At 63.2% G+C, this 17,678-nt stretch carries 16 protein-coding genes and 1 pseudogene; 7 read left to right on the top strand and 10 right to left on the bottom strand.

Annotated features, from left to right (window positions below):
- From ABI213_RS14825 to ABI213_RS14800, 6 genes and pseudogenes are all read right to left on the bottom strand, one after another.
- Window positions 1-466, bottom strand: a pseudogene (locus tag ABI213_RS14825) (F0F1 ATP synthase subunit beta); the annotation flags it as partial.
- Window positions 463-1,692: an acetate/propionate family kinase gene (locus ABI213_RS14820; protein ID WP_348008073.1), complete on the bottom strand. Its 1,230-nt coding sequence runs from the start codon at window positions 1,690-1,692 to the stop codon at window positions 463-465. The pseudogene ABI213_RS14825 and the gene ABI213_RS14820, both read right to left, overlap by 4 nt.
- Window positions 1,685-3,100, bottom strand: coding sequence for a bifunctional enoyl-CoA hydratase/phosphate acetyltransferase (locus ABI213_RS14815; RefSeq protein ID WP_348008074.1), 1,416 nt, complete (start codon window positions 3,098-3,100; stop codon window positions 1,685-1,687). The genes ABI213_RS14820 and ABI213_RS14815 overlap by 8 nt, the downstream gene beginning before the upstream one ends.
- Before the next feature lie 5 nt (window positions 3,101-3,105).
- A complete protein-coding gene (fabI, locus tag ABI213_RS14810) occupies window positions 3,106-3,894 on the bottom strand; it encodes an enoyl-ACP reductase FabI (RefSeq protein WP_348008075.1) in 789 nt (262 codons plus the stop codon).
- An 11-nt stretch (window positions 3,895-3,905) separates the two neighbouring features.
- Window positions 3,906-5,726 (bottom strand): alpha/beta fold hydrolase, encoded by a 1,821-nt coding sequence (locus ABI213_RS14805; RefSeq protein WP_348008076.1) that lies wholly within the window; start codon window positions 5,724-5,726, stop codon window positions 3,906-3,908.
- A gap of 357 nt (window positions 5,727-6,083) precedes the next feature.
- Entirely contained in the window at window positions 6,084-6,776 is a 693-nt protein-coding gene (locus tag ABI213_RS14800) for a phosphatase PAP2 family protein (protein ID WP_348008077.1), read from the bottom strand.
- 155 nt (window positions 6,777-6,931) lie between these two features.
- Here ABI213_RS14800 and ABI213_RS14795 point away from each other — a divergent pair, with 155 nt between their 5' ends.
- Together ABI213_RS14795 and ABI213_RS14790 are read left to right on the top strand one after the other, a co-directional pair.
- Window positions 6,932-7,285, top strand: a complete 354-nt coding sequence (locus ABI213_RS14795; RefSeq protein WP_348008078.1) for a RidA family protein — start codon at window positions 6,932-6,934, stop codon at window positions 7,283-7,285.
- Window positions 7,286-7,361: 76 nt separating this feature from the next.
- Window positions 7,362-7,982 carry an N-methyl-D-aspartate receptor NMDAR2C subunit gene (locus ABI213_RS14790; protein ID WP_348008079.1) on the top strand — a complete coding sequence of 207 codons (621 nt, stop codon included), beginning with the start codon at window positions 7,362-7,364 and terminating at the stop codon, window positions 7,980-7,982.
- Window positions 7,983-8,059: 77 nt separating this feature from the next.
- Here ABI213_RS14790 and gstA read toward each other — a convergent pair whose 3' ends face one another.
- A complete protein-coding gene (gene gstA, locus ABI213_RS14785) occupies window positions 8,060-8,671 on the bottom strand; it encodes a glutathione transferase GstA (protein ID WP_348008080.1) in 612 nt (203 codons plus the stop codon).
- A gap of 99 nt (window positions 8,672-8,770) precedes the next feature.
- On the opposite strand from gstA, the gene ABI213_RS14780 reads away from it, so the two are divergent.
- A complete protein-coding gene (locus ABI213_RS14780) occupies window positions 8,771-9,688 on the top strand; it encodes a LysR family transcriptional regulator (protein ID WP_348008081.1) in 918 nt (305 codons plus the stop codon).
- A gap of 6 nt (window positions 9,689-9,694) precedes the next feature.
- Here ABI213_RS14780 and ABI213_RS14775 read toward each other — a convergent pair whose 3' ends face one another.
- Both ABI213_RS14775 and ABI213_RS14770 read right to left on the bottom strand, forming a co-directional pair.
- Complete coding sequence (locus tag ABI213_RS14775) at window positions 9,695-10,255, bottom strand: hypothetical protein (protein WP_348008082.1); 561 nt, start codon at window positions 10,253-10,255, stop codon at window positions 9,695-9,697.
- A 110-nt stretch (window positions 10,256-10,365) separates the two neighbouring features.
- On the bottom strand, window positions 10,366-11,109 hold the full coding sequence (locus ABI213_RS14770; protein ID WP_348014797.1) for a GntR family transcriptional regulator: 744 nt from the start codon (window positions 11,107-11,109) through the stop codon (window positions 10,366-10,368).
- A gap of 154 nt (window positions 11,110-11,263) precedes the next feature.
- Between ABI213_RS14770 and ABI213_RS14765 the strand changes: the two genes are divergently transcribed.
- Together ABI213_RS14765 and ABI213_RS14760 are read left to right on the top strand one after the other, a co-directional pair.
- On the top strand, window positions 11,264-12,505 hold the full coding sequence (locus ABI213_RS14765; protein ID WP_348008084.1) for an MFS transporter: 1,242 nt from the start codon (window positions 11,264-11,266) through the stop codon (window positions 12,503-12,505).
- Entirely contained in the window at window positions 12,502-13,398 is an 897-nt protein-coding gene (locus ABI213_RS14760; protein WP_348008085.1) for an amidohydrolase family protein, read from the top strand. Before ABI213_RS14765 ends, ABI213_RS14760 begins: the two co-directional genes overlap by 4 nt.
- A gap of 100 nt (window positions 13,399-13,498) precedes the next feature.
- On the opposite strand, the gene ABI213_RS14755 is transcribed toward ABI213_RS14760, so the two are convergent.
- Window positions 13,499-16,438, bottom strand: coding sequence for a DNA topoisomerase III (locus ABI213_RS14755; RefSeq protein ID WP_348027665.1), 2,940 nt, complete (start codon window positions 16,436-16,438; stop codon window positions 13,499-13,501).
- Between the two features lie 146 nt (window positions 16,439-16,584).
- Between ABI213_RS14755 and ABI213_RS14750 the strand changes: the two genes are divergently transcribed.
- Both ABI213_RS14750 and ABI213_RS14745 read left to right on the top strand, forming a co-directional pair.
- Window positions 16,585-17,088, top strand: coding sequence for an SET domain-containing protein-lysine N-methyltransferase (locus tag ABI213_RS14750; protein ID WP_348008087.1), 504 nt, complete (start codon window positions 16,585-16,587; stop codon window positions 17,086-17,088).
- Window positions 17,085-17,678 (top strand): biotin--[acetyl-CoA-carboxylase] ligase (locus ABI213_RS14745; RefSeq protein ID WP_348027663.1); only part of this gene is annotated, 594 nt, incomplete at its 3' end. The genes ABI213_RS14750 and ABI213_RS14745, both read left to right, overlap by 4 nt.

Genomic DNA, 17,678 nt, shown 5'->3' with positions numbered 1-17,678 from the left:
TGCCTACGCCGGCACCGCCGAACAGACCGGCCTTGCCTCCAGTCTCCAGTGGCAGCAATACGTCGATGGCCTTAATGCCAGTCTCAAACACTACTGTCTGGATGGAACGGCGCGCCAGCGGCGGCGGCGCGCTGTGCACGGAACGCCACTGCACATCCTTCGGTGCAGGCAACTGGTCGATGGCGCGTCCAAAAACATCAAACATGCGCGAAACGATGCCAGCGCCCACCGGCGCTAGCAGTGGCTTTCCGGTATTCGTCACCGGCATGCCACGTGCTAAACCCTGAGTCGCAGTCAACGCAATACAACGCACGCTACTTGCATTCAGTTGCGCCAGTACCTCCATAGCGATTTCACCGCCTGATCCAGTACGCAGCAGGGTGCGGATGGGCGGTAGCTCGGACGCAAACCGCACATCAACGATGCTGCCGCGCACTGCGCTGACGGTGCCTGTGTGGTTGTTCATAGCCTAGCCCCGTCTTGGACCAAAGCCAGTGCATGCTGGGCCAGCATGAGCTCTTCATTGGTCGGGATGGTCCACACCGACACCCGGCTGCCGACGCTGCCGATGCGAAGCGCATGTGCTTCGTTTGCATCGGCATCGAGGTCAACACCCAGCCATTGCGCATCACGGCAAATTCTTCTACGGATGCTTGCGCTGTGCTCGCCGATGCCAGCCGTAAACACCAGCGCATCCAGGCCGCCCAGTGTTGCGGCCAGGCTGCCAAGCTCACGCGCGATGCGGTTGACGTACAGATCGATGGCCGCTTGCGCCCAGGGCTCGTTGCTGGCTTCCAGCAAGCGCATGTCCGAGGAGATGCCCGACACGCCAAGCAGCCCCGACTCACGGTAGAGCATGTTTTCCACTTCGGTGGGGCTCATGCCCATGTGGGCCTGCAGGTAGAGCACCACACCCGGGTCCAGATTGCCGCAGCGGGTGCCCATCATCAGGCCATCGAGTGCGGTAAACCCCATGGTGGTGGCGATGCTGCGGCGCTCACGCATGGCGCACATGCTGGCACCGTTGCCCAGGTGCGCGACCACAACCCGGGCGTCTGCCTGCAGGCCGAGGTGGGTGGGCAAAACAGAAGCGATGTATTCGTAGGACAGGCCATGGAATCCGTAGCGCTTGACCCCGGCATCGCGAATCTTCTGTGGCAACGCGTAGGCCTGCATAACCCAGTCTTGTCCGGCGTGGAAGGCCGTGTCGAAGCTGGCGATCTGCAGCAGGGTCGGCGCCAGCTTGGCGACAACCCGAATCGCCGCCAGGTTGTGGGGTTGGTGCAAAGGTGCCAGTGGGCTGAGCGCATCCAGCCGCTCCAGTATCTCGGGGGTGATGCAGACCGGCTGTACAAATTCCACACCGCCGTGGACAACACGGTGGCCCACCGCCAACACGCGCCGCCCCGGCACAAGCTGCCGCAGCCACTGGAACAGCATCTGCAGGCCTTGCTCATAGGCCTGGGGCGTGTCGTCCAATGCTGTCACGTCGCTTCCGGGCAGGGGCTTGCCATCGTGTGCCCAGGCCAGCAGCCGCGCGGCTTTTCCCATGCCGTCGATCTCGCCGTACAGCAGGCGCTCTAGCGCCGTGGTGTGGGGGTCATCGCAAGCGAAAGCTGCGAACTTGATGCTGGACGAACCCGCGTTGAGGACAACGATGGTATCTCCTGCCGAGCGACGGAGGTCAGGCATGGTCGGCCTCTTTTTTGTGTGCGACCCAGAGCAGCGCGATGGCACACGAGGCAATGCGGGAATGCGCCGAATCGGCCCGGCTGGTCAGCACGATAGGTACGGCAGCCCCCATCACGATGCCGGCTGCCTGGGCATCGCCCAGGTATTCGAGTTGCTTGGCCAGCATATTGCCGGACTCCAGATCGGGTACGACCAGGATGTCGGCATCACCGGCTACTTCGGAGCGGATACCCTTGGTCTTGGCCGCAGCCATGGACACCGCATTGTCGAAAGCCAGCGGGCCATCGACCAGCCCGCCGGTGATCTGCCCCCGGTCGGCCATCTTGGACAGCGCAGCCGCGTCCATGGCCGAGCGCAATTTGGGTGTCACGGTCTCTACCGCCGACAAAATAGCGACCTTGGGATTCGGCGTGCCCAGCGCATGCGCCAGGTCGATCGCGTTTTGCACGATATCGACCTTGGCTTCGAAGTCGGGGGCGATATTGATGGCGGCGTCGGTGATGAGCAGGGGTTTGGGATAGCGGGGTACATCCAGCACAAAGACATGGCTGATGCGGCGGCTGGTGCGCAAGCCTGTTTGCGCGTTCACCACTTGTTCCAGCAGCTCGTCGCTGTGCAGGCTGCCCTTCATCAAGGCTTGCACATCACCTGCGCGCGCCATCGCCACGCCCTGGGTTGCTGCCGCATGGCTGTGCGGCACATCTACAATTTCCATGCCCGTCAAGTCGATACCGGCCTCTACAGCAAGCGTCCGTATTTTGGCCGCTGGACCGATGAGCACGGCGTCGATCAAGCCCAACTTAGCCGCCTCGACAGCACCTTCCAGCGCGTCGCGGCTGCAGGGGTGCACCACACCCATGCGGATGCGGGGCAGCGCCTGCGCGGCAGCCAAAAGCTGGTCGTAGCGCAGGTTTTTATCTGCCATCAGTGGCTCGGGCAAATCGGTGCGGTGGATGCGCAGCTTTTCGGTGGGCGCCATGACATCGGCTTGGCCGTCAATCACCAGCTCGCCATTCTGGTTGGTGCAGCGCGTGTCCAGCGTGAGCCGGTGCTTGGCTGGGTCCATGGCCGCCACGGTGACGGTAACGGTCAAGGTGTCGCCCACATGCACCGGCTTCAGGAACTTGAGGCTTTGCCCCAGGTAGATGGTCCCTGGCCCGGGGAAACGTGTACCGAGCATGGTTGATATCAGCGAAGCCCCCAGCATGCCGTGGGCAATGATGCCGTGGAACCTGCTGCTCTTGGCATACAAGGCATCGACATGGGCAGGGTTGACGTCGCCCGAGACCGCGGCGAACAGCTGGATGTCGCGATGGGTGACGCTGCGCTCCAGGCTGGCCGTGTCGCCGACACCAATTTCAGAAAACGTGTGGTTCTCCAGGAAATCCAAAAGCAGGGGTGTTGTCATTCTGTTCAGCCCATCACGTGGTAGCCGGCATCGACGAAAAGCACATTGCCTGTTAGTGCGCGTGCTGCGTCGCTGCACAGCATGGCGGTAGCGGCGCCGACATCTTCGATGGTGACCAATTGGTGCTCGGGTGCGCGCGCGGCGGCATCGTTGAGCAGCGATTCAAATGCGTTGATGCCCGATGCCGCGCGGGTTTTGATCGGCCCTGGCGACACCGCGTGCACGCGAATGCCCTGGGGTCCGAGTTCGGCCGCCATATAGCGCACCGAGGCCTCCAGCGCCGCCTTGACCGGCCCCATCAGGCCGTAGTGCGGTATCACTTTTTGGGCACCGTAGTAGCTCATGGTGATCAGCGCGCCACCCCGTGTCATCAAAGGCTCGGCCAGCCGCGCCATGCGGATGAAAGAGTGGCAAGAAACGTCCATGGCGCGCGCAAAACCTGCCGCGCTGCTGTCCAGCACACGCCCGTGCAGATCGGCGGCAGGTGCGAAGGCGATGGCGTGCAGCACAAAGTCCAGCCCACCCCAGTGCCGCCGGATCTGCTCGAACACGGCCTCCATTTGCTCGGGCTGCTCCACGTCCAGCGGCGCACATATCTCGGCGCCCAGCTGTTCGGCCAGCGGCTTGACGAATGGCAGCGCTTTGTCGTTCAGGTAGGTGACGGCGAGCGCCCCACCTTGTGCGCGAATGGCTTGCGCGCAACCGAAGGCAATGCTGTGATCGTTGGCGATGCCAACAATCAGTCCTTTTTTACCTGCCAGATGGCCAGCAGAACTCGGGGGGTGTGGTGTCATGGGGTGATTGGTCAGGTTGTAAGAACGTATTGGCCAGGTGCGTCGTCGAACGCAGATGCGTCGGCGGTCGTGCCCCCTGACGTGCCGCCCATGGCGGGTGGCGCGACGCGGCGGCCCGCATGCAGTTCCAGCCAGGATGCCCATGCGGGCCACCAGGAGCCCTCGTGCGCGGCCTGGGTACTGGCCCAGGTGTCCGGGTCCGTGTAGTGCGCGTCTGCAGCGCGCGTCGCCAGTTGGTAGCTGCGCTTGACGCCGGGCCCGGGCGGGTTGACGACGCCAACGTTATGGCCCCCGCTGCTCAAACAGAAGGTCACCTCGGTATCTGTCAGCAGGTGGATTTTGTAGACCGAGTGCCAAGGCGAAACAGTATCGCGCTGGGTACCCAGCACAAACACGGGAATGCGGATGTCGGACAGCGCCACTGGCTTGCCATCCACCCGGTAGCGGCCTTCGGCCAGATCGTTGTGCAGGTACAGGTGGCGCAGGTACTCGTGGTGCTGCCGGTACGGCATGCGCGTGGCGTCTGCGTTCCACGAGATCAGGTCGCTGACGGGCAGGCTGCGGCCCATCAGGTACTCATGCTCCATGCGCGACCACACCAGGTCGCGCGCATTCAGCATGGCAAACGCACCGGCCATCTGCTTGCCGTCCAGATAGCCCTTGTCGGCCATCACGTCGTCCAGGTAGGCGAGCTGGCTGTCGTCGATGAACAGCGAGAGCTCGCCGGGTTCGGTGAAATCAAGCTCCGAGGCCAGCAGGGTCAGCGAACACAAGCGCTCGTCGTTGTCGCGCGCCATCTTGGCTGCGGCGATGGCGAGCAGCGTGCCGCCCAGGCAGTAGCCCAAGGCCTGGATTTTGCGTTTCGGCAAAATGTGTTCGACCTGGTTGACGGCCGCCATCACGCCCGCCTGCACATAGTCATCCATGCCCAGATCGCGGTCGCCTGCGTCCGGATTCTTCCAGGACACCATGAAGACGGTGTGGCCCTGCTCTACCAGGAAGCGCACCAGCGAGTTGGCTGGCGACAGATCCAGGATGTAGAACTTCATGATCCACGACGGCACGATCAGCAGCGGCTCGGCATGCACGGTGGGGGTTTGCGGCGCGTACTGGATCAGCTCGATCAGGTGGTTGCGGAACACGACCTTGCCGGGCGTGATGGCCACCTCGTGTCCCGGGCGAAATGCCTGGGCTGCCGGTGGCCGCAGGCCGCACTGGCGCAGCATGTCCTGGGTGCGGTTCTGCGTTCCGCGCAACAGGTTGGCACCGCCGGTCCTGGCGGTTTCGGCCAGAACCTCGGGGTTGGTGGCCAAGAAGTTGGACGGCGAGAACATATCCAGCCACTGCCGCAGGTAGAAGTTCACCATCTGCGCGTGGTGCCCACTCACGCCATCCACGTCGGTTGCGGCGCGCTGCCACCACTGTTGCTTGAGTAGAAACGACTGGTAGAGGGGTTTGAACGGCCATTGCTGCCATTCGGGTGCTTGAAACCGGTGGTCCTGGGGCAGCACTTGGGTGCATGCAGGGCCGTTTTCTCCCGCCACGTGGGCTGCGCTGGCCGCAAGGCATAGCAACTCTTGCTGCCCTTTGAGCAGCAGCTCCGCCTGCTTGCCAGGGGACATCGCCAAATGCACCAGCCAATCCATGTAAGCGCTGATGACCGAAGCGGGAGAAATGCCCTGCGTCAAGCCCGCCAGCTTGGCGTGCAGGGCACGGTCGAAGCCATTGCGTACAGGCCTGTCGTCCCCTGGAGCTAGCGCTCCAGGTTCAGATCGCAACGCTACGCGGCGTCGGGTGGCGACTTTTTTCTGCGCAGACAAAGGTTTTGTCATGGCATTCTTCTCCCTTATGGCGGTACGCCATTGCATTCACTGAGTCTACGAACGGCACCCATGCCGCGCTTGATGTAGATCAAGGCAGGGGCAATGGCCGCTGCGGTTCCAGCGTCTGCAAAAGAGTGCTCTATGCGTTCGCGCTCGGCCTTTTGCCAAGCGCCAGTCGAAGGGCGAGAGAAAGAAGCGTAATAGGCGGCCAGCGCACATTCTGCGTACGTTGTGCGCTATCAATTCAATTGCATTTTGGAGTGCAGATAAGCACCCATAGGCCCGCAGCGGATGGGCCTTGGTCCGCCGTGGGCTGTTGATTCCGGGCAGCCTGTATCCAGGCTTTACCTTGTGTTTACCAATGTCTTACTGAAGGCCCAGCACCTTGCGAAGCTCCGCCTTGGCGGCTTCAAAATCTGTGTTGAACGTGGGGCTGGCCAGCAAGGTGGCGGCCATGGCGCTGCCGGCACGTCGGCCTGCGTCCAGATCGTTCGGGTAGTGCATGCCGCCGATGACGCGGCTTTCGGCGTAGTCGTTGGCGCGCGCAAAAATGGCGGCCCGTTGCTCGGGCAGCATGCTGCTCAGCACAATGGCCATCATGGTGGAACGCGAGGTGTGGCCGGACGGGTAAGAGCCGCTTTTGGAGGCTTTCACCAGGGGCTTGATGTCCGGGTTGTTCAGGAACGGACGCGTGCGGCCAAAGAAGGCCTTCACCGGGTCCACCACCGCGTCTTCGGTATCGCCGATGCGGGCAAACATGGCGGTGAACAAGGGCAGGTTGGTCGGCTTGAAGTTGGGCCCCAGCACGGTGGAGAACATCGCGTACACCGTTTCTTCGGCATCGCTGTTAGCCAGCGCAATGCGTTCAGGCGTTGCGGCTTTTTGCGCGGCAATCACCAGCTGCTGCTGGGCGCGGTCTTCTGCACTTCCGTTGGCAACCGGGGCCGGCATGAACGGGATGATGTCCAGCTGTTTGTGGGTGAGGTAGGGGTTTTCTGCAGCAAATGCGTTGCAGCTCAAAGCCAAAGCAAGTCCCAGCAGGGCACGGCGTGTAAACATAGTTATTTCCAAGATAAACCTCGGATTGGACAGAGCTAATATTTCAAATACATGACGGTTTGGCGACCGTCTTTTCGTGTGAAGGCACAAAAGCTAGCCGCCCCAAGACAGTACGATCCAAGCTTTCATCCACTCACCTCCCCAGAAAGACATCCATGCCTCTGCAACGCATCAACCCCGGCAACCGACTCTGCGACGCCACCCTCCACAACGGCGTGGCCTACCTGGCCGGGCAAATTCCTGAAGACGCCAGCCTGCCCATCGCCGCCCAAACCCAGAGCGTGCTGGACCAGATCGACAGCGTGCTGGCCCTGGCCGGTAGCGACAAGGCGCACATCCTCAGCGCCACCATCTACCTGTCCAGCATGGGCGACTTTGCCGCCATGAATGCGGTGTGGGATGCGTGGATAGGCACCACCGGCATCGGCCCGGCGCGCGCCACCGTGGAGGCCCGTTTGGCCAAACCCGAGATCAAGGTAGAGATCATGGTGATCGCTGCCATCAAGTGATCAAATAGCCCGCTAGCGCAGGTGGCACTTGCGCTGGCAGCTATTGATTTAAAAGCAAATCCACCGGGCAAAAGCATTGGACGGCACCGAACTTTTCAACCGCTCTTGGCAGCGTGTCTGGCAAAACCTGGGGGTGCAAGTGCCCCAGAACGATCTGCAGGCCCGGCTGCTGGCCTGTTATGCCGAGCCGCAGCGCCACTACCACAGCCTCCAGCATCTGGCCGAATGCCTGGCAGCGCTAGAAACCAGCTTGCCACTGGCGCAGCACCCGGCCGAGGTGGAAGTGGCGCTGTGGTTCCACGATGCCGTGTACGACCTTCGGCGGTCGGACAACGAGCAAAAGAGCGCGGACTGGGCCCGCGAAGCATTGCAGGCCGCAGCCCTGCCGCCCGCGCTGTGCCAGCGTGTGCACGCCCTGGTGATGGCGACGCGGCACAGTGCTGCGCCCGAGGGCGCAGACGCGCAACTCTTGGTGGACATTGACCTGGGCATCCTGGCTGCGAATGCCGCGCGCTTTGCAGAATACGAGCGCCAGATCCGTGCCGAATACGCATTTGTGCCAGGCTGGATATTCCGGCGCAAACGCCGGGCGGTGTTGCAGTCCTTTCTGGACCGACCGCGCATTTACAGCACGGCCCACTTCCACACGCTGCACGAGGCTGCAGCCCGTGCCAACCTGCTGGCGGCGGTGGCCTAGTGCTATTTTTAAGAAAAAAGAGCTGCCAGCGCAGGTAGCACCTGCGCTGGCAGCTCTTTATTTCATAGCATGAACACTTAAGCCGGAATCAACCCTTCAGCTTTCAGCGCAGCCTGCACCGCCGGGCGCGCCGCCACGCGGGTCAGAAAGGCTTGCAGATGGGCCAGGTTCGACAGATCCAGCGCCACCATCTTGGCCCAGCCGCTCACCGTGAACAGGTAGGCATCGGCCACAGTGAAGTCATCGCCGGTGAGGTAGTGTGTGCCATCCAGCTTGCTGTCTACCCACTCGAACTTCTTGCGCAGCAGCCCGGCCTGGATGCCCTTGGCCGCCGCATCGAAGGCGGGGTTGAACAGTGGCGAGAAGCCCTTGTGCAGCTCCGAAGTGATGAAGTTCTGCCACTCCATGACGCGGTAGCGGGCCATGCTGCCAGCGGCGGGCAGCAGGCCGGTGGCGGCGGCCTGGTCGGCGATGTACTGGGTGATGATGGGGCCTTCGCTCAAGGTGCTGCCGTCGTCCAGCTGCAGCAGCGGCACCTGGCCCTTGGGGGTGATGCTGTAGTAGTCCACACCGGTGGCGGTGAGGTGCTTGGGAATGTCCACCTTCTCCAGCGTAAATGCAGCACCGGACTCGCGCAGCACGATGTGGGGGGCGAGGGAGCAGGCTCCGGGCGAGTAAAACAGTTTCATAGTCGTCTTGGTAGTGGTTGGGAGAGCCGCTATCCTATTCCTTACTTCAAACAAGATAAACCGCGGGTATTTCAATTTAATACTTACACGGTGTAATAAATGCGCCCTGCCCACGCCCCGGAAGACAGCCTGCAAACCCAGCTAGGCACCATCGCCCTGTTTTGCAAAGCGGCCGAGCTGAAAAGCTTTACCGCCGCCGCCCGCGTGCTGGGCCTGACACCGGCCGCCGTGAGCCGGGCCGTGGGGCGGCTGGAGGCTCGGCTGGGCGTGAAGCTGTTGCGCCGTACCACGCGCAGCATGCAGCTGACCGACGACGGCCAGCTGTACTTTGCCCAGTGCCGCGTGGCCCTGGGGCAGATCGACGATGTGGAGAAAACCATCACCGGCCAGCACACCCAGGCGCGCGGCCTGCTGCGCATCAGCCTGCCCAGCACCTATGCGCACTACCGGCTGCTGCCGCGCCTGCCCGCATTTCGCGCCCGCTACCCCGAGGTGGAGCTGGAGCTGCATATCGCCAACCGCAACATCGACTTTGTGGAAGAGGGCTACGACGTGGCCATACGCCAGGGCCAGCCACCCGACTCCCGCCTGGTGGCGCGCCTGCTGGAGGAGGCCCGCATCGGCCTGTACGCCAGCCCTGGCTACCTGCAGCGCCACGGCGTGCCGCCAGACCTGGAGGCCCTACAAGACCCTGCCCGCCATAGCCTGCTGCCGTTTCTGATGCCCAGCACCGGGCGCATCCTGCCCTGGCTGTTCCAGCGCGACGGCCAGCCGCTGGAGATCGTGCCGCGCAGCACGGTGCAGACCTCGGAAGACCCGCTGGGCGTAGTGACCCTGGCGCGTGCCGGTATGGGCTTGGTGCAGACGGTGCAATGGATTGCCGATGCCCACCCCGGCGAGCTGGTGGAGGTGCTGCCCGAACTCGCGGGTCGCACCCGTTCCTTCCACCTGCTGTACCCGCACAACCGCAACCTGGCCACGCGGGTGCGCGTGCTGGTGGACTTTCTGTGTAGCTGAACGGCCCTATTTACCGTGCGTCAGCCCTTGGAACAGCGAGGCAAATTTATTCACCAGGTAGGGCGCAAACAGCGTCATGCCCGAGACCAAAAAGTTCACCACACTGTCCAGGCTGGGCGGTACTTCGCCCGTGTTGCCCAGCGAGAACAACGCCAGCGCGCCAAAGCCGATGAACAAAAACAAAATCGCCACCATGCCCATCAGCGCGATCACCCGGCTGCTGCTGGCACGCATCTGTGGGGCCAGCAGCGGCTTGCCGTCCGCGTCTTTTTCCAACGAGCGGGTGGTCACGCCATTCACCGTCGCCTCGGTATAGACCGGGAGCAGCGTTTCTTCGGACAAGGCATCGGACAAAGACCATTGCGGCGATTTCAACAGGGCCGAGCGGATCACCAGGATAGCCACCACCGCCCCAAACAGCGCCAGCAGCGGTATGAAGTACAGCAGCCAGGTGGCGGGCGGCACCCAGGGCGTAGCCGTGGTATCGGCGTGGGCCAGAACCGCCAGGGACGCGGTGAGGGCGGCGCACAGGCGTGGAATGTGCGGGATGCGGAGAGTGCAGTGCATAAGGCCTCCAATGCGCGGCACCCAGGTGCCGACCTCCGCCACTATGCGCCTGCTAGCGGCCCAGCGGAAGCGGCCTGACACCCGGGCTATCCGCCATCTGGGGGACGTTTTCAGCGGATGTCGATCTGGTACTCGAACCCGTCGGCCGCACCCCAGGTGCTGCGCCATTCGATGGGCCGCCCGGCGAAGTCAAAGGCCACGCGGTGCACGCGTATCAGCGGGCTGGCGACAGCGACCTGCAGCAGGCTGCCCAGCGCGGCACTGGCCGACTCGACGCGCAGGGTTTCGGTGGCCGAGGCCACCACCTGGCGGCACTCTTTTTCATACAGCGGGTAGAGCAGGTCTTCAAACGCGTCGAGCTGCAGAGTCTCTATCGCCTGGAAGCCGTCGCGTGGCAGCCAGATGTCTTCGGCCAGCACCGGCGCGTTGTCGATCAGCCGCAGGCGGGACAAATGGATGGCAGTCTGCCCGGCCTCCAGGCGCAGGGCGCTGCGCACCTCGGTATCGGGCTGGGCCAGCTCCCGGCTCAGCACCCGAGCGTGGGGTTTGACCGCTTCGCCGCTGCGGCTTTTGAAGCGAAAGAAGCGGAACAGCGAGGAATCGAAGCGGGGGCGGCGGATGAAGGTGCCCTTGCCCTGGCTGCGCGTCAGCGCACCCTCTGCGACCAGCAGGTCGATGGCCTTGCGCAGCGTGCCGGTAGACACCGCGTAGCTGCCGGTCAGCTCGGCTTCGGTCGGAATCGCCTGCTCGGGTAGCCATTCCGACGCGGCAATGCGGCGCGCCAGGTCGTCGCGGATTTGTTGGTAGCGGGGCAGGCGGTCGTCCATAGGGGTTGGCAAGCGGTGTGCACTCATGTAGATGTCCAAAGGAATTTCCACTGTACCAGTCTGCCCACCCCCGCTGCTTGCAATGCATGCCTAGGGTTTCTACTGCTTTTCATTTTTCCACGGACTTCTAGAATTCATACAGTCATCTATATGTTTATATAACAAGATCCAAAGGAGATTTATGTTTACCTGGTACAAACAAGGAACGCCCACCGAGCGCAAAACCTTTTGGGCCTGCTTTGCGGGCTGGGGGCTGGACGCGCTGGATGTGCAAATGTTCACCCTGGCCATTCCGGCCATCATTGCGGCGTTTGGCATCGACAAAAGCCAGGCCGGGCTGATCAGCAGCGTGACGCTGGTGTCTTCGGCGGTGGGGGGCTGGTTGGCCGGAGCGCTGTCGGACCGCTTTGGCCGCATCCGCACGCTGAAATGGACCATCGTCTGGTTCGCGGGCTTCACATTCTTGTGTTCTTTCGCCCAGACCTTTCCGCAACTGCTGGTGCTCAAGGCCTTCCAGGGTTTTGGCTTTGGCGGCGAGTGGGCGGCCGGGGCGGTGCTGATGGCCGAGACCATCCGTGCGGAAAACCGGGGCAAGGCCATGGGCGCGGTGCAAAGCGCCTGGGCCGTGGGCTGGGGCGCGGCCGTGCTGCTGTTCACCATCGCCTTCTCGTGGCTGCCGCCGGACATGGCCTGGCGCGTGATGTTTGCCGTGGGCCTGCTGCCGGCCTTGCTGGTGGTCTACATCCGCCGCAGCCTGAAGGAGCCGGTGCGCGCTGCCGCAACTGCCCATGCCGACGCGGGCGGCATCTGGCGCAACCTGGCCAAAATCTTCCGGCCCGACGTGCTCAAAACCACGGTGTTGGGCGCGATTCTGGGCACCGGCGCCCATGGTGGCTACTACGCCATCATGACCTGGCTGCCCACCTATCTGTCCAAGGAGCGGCACCTGTCGGTGCTGGGCACCGGCGGTAACTTGGCGGTGGTGATCGTGGCCTTTTGGTGCGGCTGCATGGCCAGTGCGCAGCTGATCGACCGCATCGGCCGCCGCCGCAACATCGCGCTGTTTGCTGCCTGCTGCATCGTGACGGTGCTGGCCTATGTGTACCTGCCGCTGAGCGACGCGGCCCTGCTGGTGCTGGGCTTTCCACTGGGCTTTTTCGCAGCGGGTATTCCGGCCAGCCTGGGCTCGCTGTTCAACGAGCTGTACCCAGCCGATATGCGCGGTGCGGGCGTGGGCTTTTGCTACAACTTTGGCCGCATCGCGTCGGCGGTATTCCCCTTCTTGGTGGGCTATATGAGCCAGTCCATGCCCTTGGGCGAAGCCATCGGCATCGATGCCGCCATTGCCTACGGACTGGCCATGGTGACGGTCTTGTGCCTGCCCGAAACGCGCGGTCGCGCACTGACAATGCAAGCCGCATGACCACGCGCCGAAACTTCAACACAACGGTGCTGTGCCTGACTGCCACACTACCCTTGGCCGCCTGTTCCCACCTCATTCCACATCAAGCCGTGCAAGCCATCGACTGCCACGCCCACGTATTCCACCGCGGCCTACCCATGCCGGACAAGCGGCGCGCGCCCAGCGGCTACGACGCGCCGCTCAGCGCCTACCTGCAGCAGTTGGACAGCCACGGCATGTCGCACGGCGTGCTGGTGCAGCCTAGCTTTCTGGGTACCGACAACCGCTATCTGGTCGACTGCCTGCGGCAGCAGCCACAGCGTTTGCGTGGCATCGCGGTGGTCGATACCACGGTGGACGCTGCCGAGCTGGAGCGCCTGGCAAAGGCCGGCATCGTCGGCATCCGCCTGAACCTGGTCGGCCTGCCCAACCCGGACCTGCGCAGCGCGGCCTGGGTCGGCTTACTGGGCCAGGTGCGGCGGCTGGGCTGGCAGGTGGAAGTGCACCAAAGCGCGGGCGCGCTGCAAGGCGTGGTCGATCCACTGCTGGATGCGGGACTGCAGGTGGTGGTAGACCATTTCGGCCGGCCCGATGCCAAGCTGGGCGTGGACGACCCTGGCTTCCAGTACCTGCTGGAGCGGGGGCGCAGCCGCCAGGTGTGGGTCAAGTTGTCGGGCGCGTACCGCAATGGCAGTAACGGCGCTGGCGAGGCTACGGCCCTGCGTGCCGTGCCTTTGCTGCGCGCAAGCTTCGGCCTGGACCGCCTGCTGTGGGGCAGCGACTGGCCGCACACGCTGTTCGAGCAGACTGCGAACTACACCGCCCAGCGCGAGGCGCTTGACCAGTGGCTGCCGTTGGCCGCAGACCGCCAGCAGGTCTTGTGGGACACACCAGTGGCCTTGTTCGGGTTTTGAATAAAAGATGGTTCTAGCGCAGGTAGTACCTGTGCCAGCAGCTATCAATTCAATAGTATTCCAAGCCACGACCAGGCACGTAGCCTGGCCGCTTACGCGCTTAGCTCAGGTGCTTGCCGATCAGCCCAGTCAGCTCAAACATGTTGATCTGCGGCTTGCCGAAAACCGGTGTCAGCAGCGCATCGGCGTTGATGTTGCGCTTGTTGGCGGCATCTTGCAGGTTGTTGGCCTTGATGTAGTCCCACAGCTTTTTGATGACCTGCGGGCGTGGCAAGGCCTCGGCACCGACCACCGCAGCCAGGGCGGCGCTGGGGGTCAGGCCACCGGTGCTGGTGCTGGCCTTTTTGGCAGCGGCTTTCTTGGCGGGCACTTTCTTCGCAGCAGCCACCTTCTTGGCCGCAGGTGCCTTTTTCGCCGCAGGCGCGGCTTTGGCGGCAAACTTGGCCGCTGCTCCAGGGCGCGGTGGGAACTTGCTGGGGGCAAATTCAAAGTTCACCTTGCCCGCTTCCGCGTCCCAGGCCAGGTGGGCCTTGAAGGCGCGGCGGGTGCGCATGGACACAAACTTGTCCAGCAAATCGGTCTTGCCGGTGGCCAGCAACTTGGCCATCTGGGCGTTTTCTACCGGCTGTTGCAAGATGATCTTGCCACTCTTGAAGTCGCAGCTGGGGGTGGGCTGGGCCAGGGTGGGCACGGTTTTTTCGCAGACAAAGTTGGCCCCGTGCTCGTGCACCGGGCTACCGCATTTGGGGCAGTTGCCCAACGAGGGCGCATCGCCAAAGTCCACCAGCTCGCCAGATTCTTCGCCCTTTTTGTCGTCGCCAAAGTCGAATTCCAGCTTGTAGTTCTTGGCTTCCTCGTCAAACTTGATGGTCATCTCGGCGGTGAAAGGCCAGCCTGCCTTGGAGCGGAAGCCGTCCAGCGGGCCGATCTTGCGGTCGCGCATGAACTGCTCGACCTCGGCGCGCTCGAAGGTGCGGCCCGCAGGCGATTTGCCAAACGAGAAGCCGCAGCCGTCGCTGTGGCCGTCGGCCCCGGTGCAAGCGTAGCGGCGGTAGTTTTCCTTGACGATGCCGCCACAGTTGGGGCAGGGCGTGGCCAGGGTGATGTAGTCGCCGGGGATGGTGTCGCGGTCGTATTCCTTGGCTTTTTTGACCATGCGCTCGGTCATGCCCGCAATCTCGGCCATGAAGCTTTGGCGGGTCAACTGGCCGCGTTCCATTTGCGCCAGCTTGTACTCCCATTCGCCGGTGAGCTCGGCCTTGGACAGCTCTTCCACGCCCAAGCCGCGTAAGAGCGTCATCAGCTGGAAAGCCTTGGCGGTGGGCAGCATTTCGCGGCCTTCGCGCAGCAGGTACTTCTCGGCGATCAGGCCTTCGATGATGGAGGCGCGGGTGGCTGGCGTACCCAGGCCTTTTTCCTGCATGGCTTCGCGCAGCTCGTCGTCGTCGATGGTCTTGCCCGCGCCTTCCATGGCGCCCAGCAAGGTGGCTTCGGAGTAGCGCGCGGGGGGGCGGGTTTTCAGGGCCTTGGGGTCGGCGGCGGTGGTTTGCACCACTTCGCCGGGTTTGACGATGACCAGGTTTTTGCCGTCTTTTTCATCGTCGTCGTTGACGGCTTCTTTGCCGTAGATGGCCATCCAGCCCGGCTTGACCAACACCTTGCCGTCGGTACGGAAGGCGTATTTTTTCGCCTCGACCGCCACCGTGCTGATGCGGCTGGTGACCTGGAATTCGGCGCTGGGGAAAAACACGGATAGGAAGCGGCGCACCACAAAGTCGTACAGCTTTTGCTCGGCATCGCTCAGGCCGCTGGGGGCTTGCAGCGTGGGGATGATGGCAAAGTGGTCGCTGACCTTGGCGTTGTCGAACACGCGCTTGGTCGGCTTGACGTAGTTGCCGCTGATGGCCTGTTTGGCAAACGGGGCCAGGTGCGCCATGCCGCTGTTGGCCAGCATGGCCATGGTTTCGTGCACCACGGGCAGGTAGTCTTCGGGCAGGGCGCGGGAATCGGTACGCGGGTAGGTCAGGGCCTTGTGGCGTTCGTACAGGCTTTGGGCCAGGGCCAGCGTGGTTTTGGCGCTGAAGCCAAAGCGGCCGTTGGCCTCGCGCTGCAGCGATGTCAGATCAAACAGCGCCGCTGACGCTTGCGTGGTGGGCTTGCTTTCTTCGGTCACCGTGGCGGGCTTGCCCCGGGCGGCGCTGGCGATGTCCTGGGCTTCGCGGGCAGACCAGACGCGGTCGGCGCGCTGCTCGGGATCGGGCTGGCCGTCTGGGCCTGGCGGCGGTTTTTTGAATTGCGGATCGAACCACTTGCCGGGATAGCTACCGGCTTCGGCCTGGAACGTGCCGTGGATTTCCCAATAGTCGCGGCTGACGAACTTGCGGATTTTTTCCTCGCGTTCCACCACCACCGACAAGGTGGGGGTTTGCACCCGGCCTACGGTGGTCAAAAAGAAGCCGCCGTCGCGCGAATTGAAGGCGGTCATGGCGCGGGTGCCGTTGATGCCCACCAGCCAGTCGGCCTCGGAGCGCGAGCGGGCCGCATCGGCCAGGCCTTGCATTTGCGATTCGCTGCGCAGCGCGTTGAAGCCGTCGCGTATGGCCTGCGGTGTCATCGACTGCAGCCACAGCCGGCGCACCGGCTTGGCCAGGGGTTTGGCGCCGCCGGCGTACTGCTCGATCAGGCGGAAGATCAGCTCCCCCTCGCGGCCCGCATCGCAGGCGTTGATGATGTCGGTCACGTCTTTGCGCTTGGCCTGCTTGACCACGGCGTTGAGGCGGGTTTTGGTTTTATCGACGGGTTTGAGGTCGAAATACGGGGGGATGACGGGCAGATGCGCAAAGCTCCACTTGCCGCGCTTCACATCAAACTCTTCCGGGGCCTGGATTTCCAGCAAGTGGCCCACCGCGCTGGTGACCACGTATTTTTCGCTCTCGAAATACTCGTCAAACTTTTCAAACTTGCCCGCCGTCGGCGTGAGCGCCCGCACGATGTCTTGCGCAACAGACGGTTTTTCTGCAATCACCAAGGTTTTTGTCATAGGAATTTCGCCAATTTCTGAATTCTGTGGGGGGCTTTGCGGGGCCGCGGCACTTATATAGCCAAGGCCACTTCTACAATCCGTTTCAAGCTATGTGCAATTGCGCACACTTGGTTTCCCTTATTTAAGTTAACAGAGTTTTGCCCTTGACTTCCAAAACCCCCGTTAAAGCCATTACAAAAACCGGTCGCCGCATCCAGGTCCGCCGGTCTGGCGTGCATGGCAAAGGCGTTTTTGCGCTGCAAGATATCGCCGCTGGCGACATGGTGGCCGAGTACGTGGGCGAGGTCATCAGCTGGGACGAAGCCCAAGACCGCCACCCGCACGACCCCGCGCAGCCCAACCACACTTTCTACTTCCATGTGGATGCCGACCGGGTGATCGACGCGAATTTCGGTGGCAACGCCTCGCGCTGGATCAACCACGCCTGCGAGCCCAACTGCGAAACCGACGAGCAAGACGGCCGCATCTTCATCGTCGCCCTGCGCGACATCGCCCAGGGCGAAGAGCTGAACTACGACTACGGCCTGATGCTGGAAGAACGCTACACCCCCAAGCTCAAGGCCGAATACCCCTGCTGGTGCGGCGCACCCAGCTGCCGCGGCACCTTGCTGGCCCCCAAGCGCCGCATCAGCAAATTACGCAAATGATCTGGCCCGCCGAGTCCATCTGGGAGGCGGTTTACCCGCTGCTGCCCGACTTCACCGTCGAGGTGCTGCCGCAGATCGACTCCACCAGCAGTGAGCTGATGCGCCGCGTGCGCGCCGGGCACAGCGAGCCCACCCTGCTGGTGGCCGAGCAGCAAACCGCTGGCCGGGGCCGCCTGGGCCGCGACTGGCACAGCCAGGTGGGGGATTCGTTGACCTTTTCGCTGGCCCTGCCGCTGGCCCCGGTCGACTGGTCGGGCCTGTCGCTGGCCGTGGGTGTGAGCGTGGTGCAAAGCCTGCACCCCGACCTGCAGCTGAAATGGCCCAACGACGTGTGGCTGCAGGGCCGCAAGCTGGGTGGCATATTGATCGAAACCGCAGGCCAGGGCGACCAGCGGGTGGCCGTGGTCGGCATTGGCCTGAACATTGCGCCCAGGGAGTCGGCAGGCCTGTCCACTCCGCCAGCCTGGCTGCAAGAAGTGCTGCCCGGCGTGGATGCCGGGGCCGCCCTGCTGCGCATCGCCGCCCCGCTGGTGCAGGCCCTGAAAGCCTTCGAGTTGGCTGGCTTTGCCCCGTTCCAACCCCAGTTTGCC

The sequence above is a fragment of the Rhodoferax sp. genome (genome assembly GCF_039922535.1).
Lineage (GTDB): Bacteria > Pseudomonadota > Gammaproteobacteria > Burkholderiales > Burkholderiaceae_C > Rhodoferax_B.
This window is presented reverse-complemented; position numbering and strand designations above follow the sequence as displayed.

Coding starts and splice junctions, on each gene's coding strand:
- ABI213_RS14780 (WP_348008081.1), top strand. CDS start 8,771: ATGCGCCCTGCCCACGCCCCGGAAGACAGCCTGCAAACCCAGCTAGGC.
- ABI213_RS14805 (WP_348008076.1), bottom strand. CDS start 5,726: ATGACAAAACCTTTGTCTGCGCAGAAAAAAGTCGCCACCCGACGCCGC.
- ABI213_RS14760 (WP_348008085.1), top strand. CDS start 12,502: ATGACCACGCGCCGAAACTTCAACACAACGGTGCTGTGCCTGACTGCC.
- ABI213_RS14815 (WP_348008074.1), bottom strand. CDS start 3,100: ATGACAACACCCCTGCTTTTGGATTTCCTGGAGAACCACACGTTTTCT.
- ABI213_RS14795 (WP_348008078.1), top strand. CDS start 6,932: ATGCCTCTGCAACGCATCAACCCCGGCAACCGACTCTGCGACGCCACC.
- fabI (WP_348008075.1), bottom strand. CDS start 3,894: ATGACACCACACCCCCCGAGTTCTGCTGGCCATCTGGCAGGTAAAAAA.
- ABI213_RS14765 (WP_348008084.1), top strand. CDS start 11,264: ATGTTTACCTGGTACAAACAAGGAACGCCCACCGAGCGCAAAACCTTT.
- gstA (WP_348008080.1), bottom strand. CDS start 8,671: ATGAAACTGTTTTACTCGCCCGGAGCCTGCTCCCTCGCCCCCCACATC.
- ABI213_RS14820 (WP_348008073.1), bottom strand. CDS start 1,692: ATGCCTGACCTCCGTCGCTCGGCAGGAGATACCATCGTTGTCCTCAAC.
- ABI213_RS14800 (WP_348008077.1), bottom strand. CDS start 6,776: ATGTTTACACGCCGTGCCCTGCTGGGACTTGCTTTGGCTTTGAGCTGC.
- ABI213_RS14755 (WP_348027665.1), bottom strand. CDS start 16,438: ATGACAAAAACCTTGGTGATTGCAGAAAAACCGTCTGTTGCGCAAGAC.
- ABI213_RS14775 (WP_348008082.1), bottom strand. CDS start 10,255: ATGCACTGCACTCTCCGCATCCCGCACATTCCACGCCTGTGCGCCGCC.
- ABI213_RS14770 (WP_348014797.1), bottom strand. CDS start 11,109: ATGAGTGCACACCGCTTGCCAACCCCTATGGACGACCGCCTGCCCCGC.